Consider the following 6,025-nt stretch of genomic DNA (forward strand, 5'->3'; position numbering starts at 1 on the left):
TTTAAATCCGGGCCGTTTTTGTTTTATACGGTCATAGTACTTGTTGTCGGATCAATGATCGCTTTAACCTCTGCAATGCTGGTTACCGGGAAACCTCCTTTCAAAGCATGCTCGCGCACAACATCTTCACTTTCGGCAATATGAATACAGTAGATCTTATCGGCAGTAACAAACGACTGGATCCAATGGTATGGTTTACCCAATTCATTCACAACTGAACATGACGCTTGCGAAATTGCCTGCAATTCTTCGGGCGACAAATTACCCGCACCGGGTAGATCCCGTTCAATAACAAATTTTTTCATGAGGAATAATTTAAGGGTTAGTAATTGGTTTATCTCTATCAGGTAAATGGTGTTACAGGGCACCATCCAAAACAGCATAATAATATCTTAATCAAAGATATACATAAAAAAATGCACATTTAAAAAATCGCTTTAATCTCCTTTATAATGGTCAGAACTGTGAAAAAAATTTACACGAATTGATTTTCACATCGGCCACAATTAATCGAATTACACGAATTATTTATTGATGTCGATTTAAAATTCGTGTAATTAGATCAATTCGGAAAAGTTTGTGCGAAAATTTCTTGTCTATCCTCCATGGGTGGTCGGAAGAAATAAAAAAGTTCGGGATTGTGCGATTCCCTCCCTTGGGAGGGTGTAGGGAGGGGTTTCGCTGATAGGGTTATTCGTTTAAAATGACGCATAAACCCATCATATCAATATCGCACAGATGTTACAATATTGCTTAATAATAAATATTAACTTTATTTAAAGTACATTTATATCTATTTAAAATGGGAATATCCATTTTAACCGGGTTGATATATTAACCATCTTGCCAACCGGTCCATGCCAATTTAAAACTGTTTACTTAACCTGTTATGCTTTGAGATACACATATGTCTGTGCCGTAAAAAGCTGTTTATTTATGCTGATGATCTTTTCGATGGGGTTATTTTCCTCGTGCGGAGGATCATCTCATGAAGAGATGGTAAGGATCCTGGCTAACGAAGGTAAACGGACATTTAGCAGACTAAACTCTAACTGCCCCGAAGCTCAGCTGCTGCACTGCGATTCGGACCTGCGCACGGCAACCGATCAGGGCAATATCAATTTTCTGAATTATTCAAAGGCATCGCTATTGGTAAGGGTTGGACAGGAAGAAAAAGCGGCATCTATTTATCAAAACCTACTCGACAGAATGGACCCGGCAGTGAGCAAACAAATGCTGCCGGAGGTAGCCATCGCCTACATGCGCGTTGGCGAACGCACCAATTGTATGCTTAACCACACCGGCTCCTCATGTGTGTTCCCCATCCGGGATGAAGGGGTACACATAGTTAAAACGGGATCGACCAAAGCAATTGAGGTTTATGAACAGATTCTGAAAGACAATCCTGATGATCTGGAATCAAGGTGGCTGCTGAATATCGCATACATGACTTTGGGCAAGTATCCGCAGGAAGTGCCGCATAACCTGTTAATCCCTAATTTGAATATAGATACCGGTTATAAGGTAAAACCCTTCATTGATGCCGGCCCCAGTCTTAATTTAAGCATTAATAATAAAGCTGGGGGTACCATTGCCGATGATTTTGACGGCGATGGTTATATCGATATCATCACATCAGGCATGGGCTTTGATGATGTGATGCATTACTTCAGGAATAATAGAGATGGCACTTTTACCGACATTGCAGCAACCAGCGGCTTAAAAGGAATAACCGGCGGCCTCAACATTCAGCAAACAGACTACAATAATGATGGCAGGCCCGACATTTTTGTTTTACGCGGTGCCTGGCTTGATAAGGGGTTCGGCAATCAACCAAGCTCCCTGCTCCGCAACAATGGCGACGGCACTTTTACAGATGTAACCATACCAACGGGACTTCTTTTTTATCACTCAACTCAAACTGCCACCTGGGCCGATTTTAATAATGATGGATGGCTTGATGTTTTTATAGGTTATGAAAGCAAAACACCAGAGGATATTGAAAAATGCGCCTTATACATCAACGATCATGGCAACGGCTTTGTAAACGTGGCCGAACAAGCCCATTGCGATGTTTTTGGTTTTGTTAAAGGTGTCACCTCCGGCGATTATGATAACGATGGCAAGCCCGATATTTTTGTATCATGTATCGATGGAAAAAAATTCCTGCTGCATAATACCACACAGCCCGGCCAAAACGTAAACTTCGAAAACGTAACCGATAAAGCAGGTTTTGCAGGCAACGTAAGCGCAACCTTTGGCACCTGGTTTTTTGACTATAACAACGACGGCTACCCCGACCTCGTGGCATGTAACTTTAATTTTAAAAGCTATACCACTACCCTCGGCTACTTCGCCGCCGCCGAAGCTTTGGGCAAGCCGGTAAAAGGAGCGGGTAATATTTTCCTGTTCAGGAACAACAAAAACGGCACTTTTACAGATATTACTGACGAGGCCGGGCTCGCCAAAGTGGTGTTTGCCATGGGCTGCAACTTTGGCGATATTGATAATGATGGTTATCCGGATATGTATTTCGGTACCGGGAACCCCGATTTCCGTTCGCTGGTGCCTAATAAGCTTTTCCGCAATATGGATGGCAAACGCTTTGCCGATGTAACCACATCAGCCCGGGTTGGCAACCTCCAAAAAGGTCATGGTGTAGCCTTTGCCGATTTCAGAAATGTGGGTAAACAGGATATTTACGAAGAAATGGGCGGCACCTATAACGGCGATTCGTATGCTAATCCACTTTACGTAAACCCCGGCCAAAACAATAACAACTGGATAAGTCTGAAACTGGAAGGTACAAAAGCCAACAAAGCTGCCATTGGCAGTCGCATTAAACTTACTTTTATCGAAAACGGCGTAAAACGCAGTGTTTATAAAGATGTAAACTCGGGCGGCAGTTTCGGCTCATCGCCCCTGCAACAGGAAATAGGAATAGGCCAGGCTAAATCAATTGCCGAAATAGAGATAAAATGGGCCGGAACAACAGAAAAGCAATATTTCAGAAACATAGCCCCCAACCAGTTTTTACACATAACAGAGGGCGATAATACCCCTCACCCTGTAAAACTGAAATCGCTTGAGTTTAAGATCAGGCCGGGAACAACAGTTTGCCTACCGGTTTCGCTAACCGCACAGGTTAAAACTAATTAATTGGATTTTTGAAAAAAAAGAACCCTGCCCGAAGTAATTTCAGACAGGGTTTATATTTAAATACAGCCACCCGTTTAGTTTTATGTAGAGATGCATCACATGCGTCTCTCATAGGACAAAGCCGCTTTATAAGTTATTAAATCCAGGAATTGTATGCGGGAGACGCATGTGATGCGTCTCTACACTTTAAAACAGTTAAATTTAAACAACATTTAAGATTTAGCCTTGCTTCGGCCATGGGCGGCCATTTTGAGCCTCCGCCGCTTAAGCGAGATCTGGGTATTCACCTGCCTGTTTTCCTCAATATGCCGGTAATAGGTATTTAAGATCTCTTTATAGGAGATTTTTCCGGCGATGGCATTTCCAGCGTCAATAACAGGCAATACCTCTACCGACTCTTCAGCCATGATCTCCATAACACGTTTCAGCGGGTCATTGTTTTTTACTGCTTGTTTACTTGCCCGGGTTATACTACCGATAGTGAACTCAGCGGCGATACTATGGTTATAAATATCGGTCAGGCCAACCGTACCTGCATATGTACCATCATTATTGGTTACGATAAAAAAGCTTTGGGTGATGCTATTTTCAATGAGCCAGGCCCTTACTTCGGCAATGGTACTATTACTTTTTAAAGTTTCACCTACTTCATTGCTAACATCAGCCACAGTCAATGTCTGCAATAGGTCGGGTTCGTAAGAATCCGGTGTGTATACCCCCCTGCGGGCGATTTTTTCAGTCATGATGGTATTCTCCATCAGGAAGAATGACACCAGGTATGATGCTGTACAGGCACCAAGCAGGGGCAGCAATGCATGCGATTGCATAGTAGCCTCCAGCGCAAAGGTGATGCTGGTTAAATAAGCCCTTGATGCACCAGCAAACATAGCTGCCATACCAATAAGCGCGGCTATCGGAACACTCACGCCCGCTTCAGGAAATATCAGCTGCACCAATGCACCCAAAGATGCACCTGCTGCTCCACCAATGGTTAACAAGGGAGCAAGCGTACCACCAGAGGTACCGCTGCCCAGGGCTATAGCCCATGAAAGGAATTTGAAAAAGCACAAACGAACAATCAGCATTAATGACAATGTACCCGAAAGGATACTGATGATATTATCATAGCCTACGCCCAGCGTGTGCGGTGCAAAATAACCTATAAGGCCTACGGCAAGCCCACCAATTGCAGGCCACCACATCCAATGGATGGGCAGCTTTTCAAAATTGTCTTCAATAAAATAAACTATTTTGGTAAGTCCCAATGATAAAAAGCCAATGACTAAACCAATGATGCTATAAACAGCCAGGGCAGTATTTGAAGGTGTATCTACATCAGGCATCGGAAATACCGGCCCTGCTTCAAACAATAAATGATGCCCTGCCGCCCCTGTGATACAAGCCAATGCCACTGGCAATATAGCCCTGGGCGAAAACTCGAACAGTAATAACTCAATAGCCAAAAATACAGCGGCTATGGGCGTACCAAATATGGCCGACATACCCGCCGTTGCCCCCGCCGCCAAAATAATTTTGCGCTCGTGGGGGGAAATCTTGAACAATTGACCAAAAGTTGAACCAAGCGCTCCGCCGGTTGCAATAATAGGCCCTTCGGCACCAAACGGGCCACCTGTACCTATTGCTATAGCCGATGAAACCGGCTTCAAAAAGGTTATAATTGGCTTTATCTTACTTTTATTTACCAGGATCTGCTCCATGGCCTCGGGTATACCATGCCCCCTGATAGCCTTTGAGCCATAAAGGGCCATAAAGCCTACTATAACACCGCCTATAGCCGGTATAACAATTACCCATAAACCTAAATGATTGTTGGCCGGGCTGTGAAAACCGGCATCCAGCATCCCGTAAAATGAAATATTTGTAACAATGTTTATAAGATAAACAAGCCCCTTAGCTATTACGCTGATCAGGCATGCAATGAAAATACAGAGCGCAGATATAAATATCAGTCTTGTTTTCATTTGCCTGGTGCCTTTTAAGCCAGATTTAAAATTGTAAAGATCATTTAATGAGGGTGAAACCGGGATGGCGTTCTGTTTTGTTTCCATGTTGTAATTAGTTCCGCATTATTTCCAGGGAACTGCCTTGTTTTATTGCAAAGGTAATACTTCAAGCCTCATTTATAAATTTTATTTTCATTTTTATATTGCACATGCAATATAATTATTCAACCTTTGCTTAATTTCTAACAAAAAACATTGCACAAACAATAATTATGAAAATCACCAGTATCATTCTTTCTGTTTTAGGTGCTGCAAGCATCATTGCCGGGTTACTGTTATTCAGAAACCTGAATACCGTTAACCCTTTTGATTCTCACCCGTGGACCATCTACATTAACGGCGTCCGCTCGTTCCCATGGCCGGTTTTTGGCGGCTCCGTATTACTAAGTCTCGGGGTTATTTTTAATATGGCCACCTGGAAACAGCCAAAAGGCCGGCGCTTTTAATAAATTAGCACGTTTTAATAAAAGCGACCAATTAGATACAAATCAATAAATGGCGAAAAACAAAGATAAATGCGATTTGGGAACTTGCTTTTTATGTACACACTGCCTGCCCGATTGGATCCCGGCCATTAGCGCCGCCAGGCAAAATATTGCTGTAAAAAAGGGGCAGCAGATCTTTAAAGAGGGCGATCCCGTTACAGGCATTTACTTTGTTTATTCGGGCACTGTAAAAGTTCATAAAAAGTGGGATAAGGAAAAAGAGCTCGTCCTCCGCTTTGCCCGCGAAGGTGATATTGTTGGGCACCTTGGCTTAGGTAGTACCGAGTTTTACCCGGTTTCGGCCACGGCCATTGAGGCAGGTATAATTTGCTATATCGAAATGCCCTTTTTTGAAAG

The 6,025-nt window shown here is 43.1% G+C and carries 5 protein-coding genes; 3 read left to right on the forward strand and 2 right to left on the reverse strand.

Going from position 1 to position 6,025, the window contains the following annotated elements; genetic code table 11:
• Nucleotides 1–23: 23 nt before the first annotated feature.
• The gene (locus VF500_RS17740; protein WP_330860957.1) at nucleotides 24–305 is read right to left on the reverse strand and encodes a DUF4242 domain-containing protein; all 282 of its coding nucleotides are present in this window, start codon (nucleotides 303–305) and stop codon (nucleotides 24–26) included.
• A 589-nt stretch (nucleotides 306–894) separates the two neighbouring features.
• Between VF500_RS17740 and VF500_RS17745 the strand changes: the two genes are divergently transcribed.
• Nucleotides 895–3,159 carry a CRTAC1 family protein gene (locus tag VF500_RS17745; RefSeq protein ID WP_330860958.1) on the forward strand — a complete coding sequence of 755 codons (2,265 nt, stop codon included), beginning with the start codon at nucleotides 895–897 and terminating at the stop codon, nucleotides 3,157–3,159.
• A gap of 212 nt (nucleotides 3,160–3,371) precedes the next feature.
• On the opposite strand, the gene VF500_RS17750 is transcribed toward VF500_RS17745, so the two are convergent.
• The gene (locus VF500_RS17750) at nucleotides 3,372–5,228 is read right to left on the reverse strand and encodes a chloride channel protein (RefSeq protein WP_330860959.1); all 1,857 of its coding nucleotides are present in this window, start codon (nucleotides 5,226–5,228) and stop codon (nucleotides 3,372–3,374) included.
• A gap of 167 nt (nucleotides 5,229–5,395) precedes the next feature.
• On the opposite strand from VF500_RS17750, the gene VF500_RS17755 reads away from it, so the two are divergent.
• Both VF500_RS17755 and VF500_RS17760 read left to right on the forward strand, forming a co-directional pair.
• Complete coding sequence (locus tag VF500_RS17755) at nucleotides 5,396–5,629, forward strand: hypothetical protein (RefSeq protein ID WP_330860960.1); 234 nt, start codon at nucleotides 5,396–5,398, stop codon at nucleotides 5,627–5,629.
• Between the two features lie 49 nt (nucleotides 5,630–5,678).
• A partial coding sequence (locus VF500_RS17760; RefSeq protein WP_330860961.1) for a cyclic nucleotide-binding domain-containing protein occupies nucleotides 5,679–6,025 on the forward strand: 347 nt, incomplete at its 3' end.

This window comes from Mucilaginibacter sp. (genome assembly GCF_036383575.1).
GTDB lineage: Bacteria > Bacteroidota > Bacteroidia > Sphingobacteriales > Sphingobacteriaceae > Mucilaginibacter.

Excerpts from the sequence above, each read along its gene's own strand:
- VF500_RS17740 (WP_330860957.1), bottom strand. The coding sequence starts at position 305 with ATGAAAAAATTTGTTATTGAACGGGATCTACCCGGTGCGGGTAATTTG.
- VF500_RS17750 (WP_330860959.1), bottom strand. The coding sequence starts at position 5,228 with ATGGAAACAAAACAGAACGCCATCCCGGTTTCACCCTCATTAAATGAT.
- VF500_RS17755 (WP_330860960.1), top strand. The coding sequence starts at position 5,396 with ATGAAAATCACCAGTATCATTCTTTCTGTTTTAGGTGCTGCAAGCATC.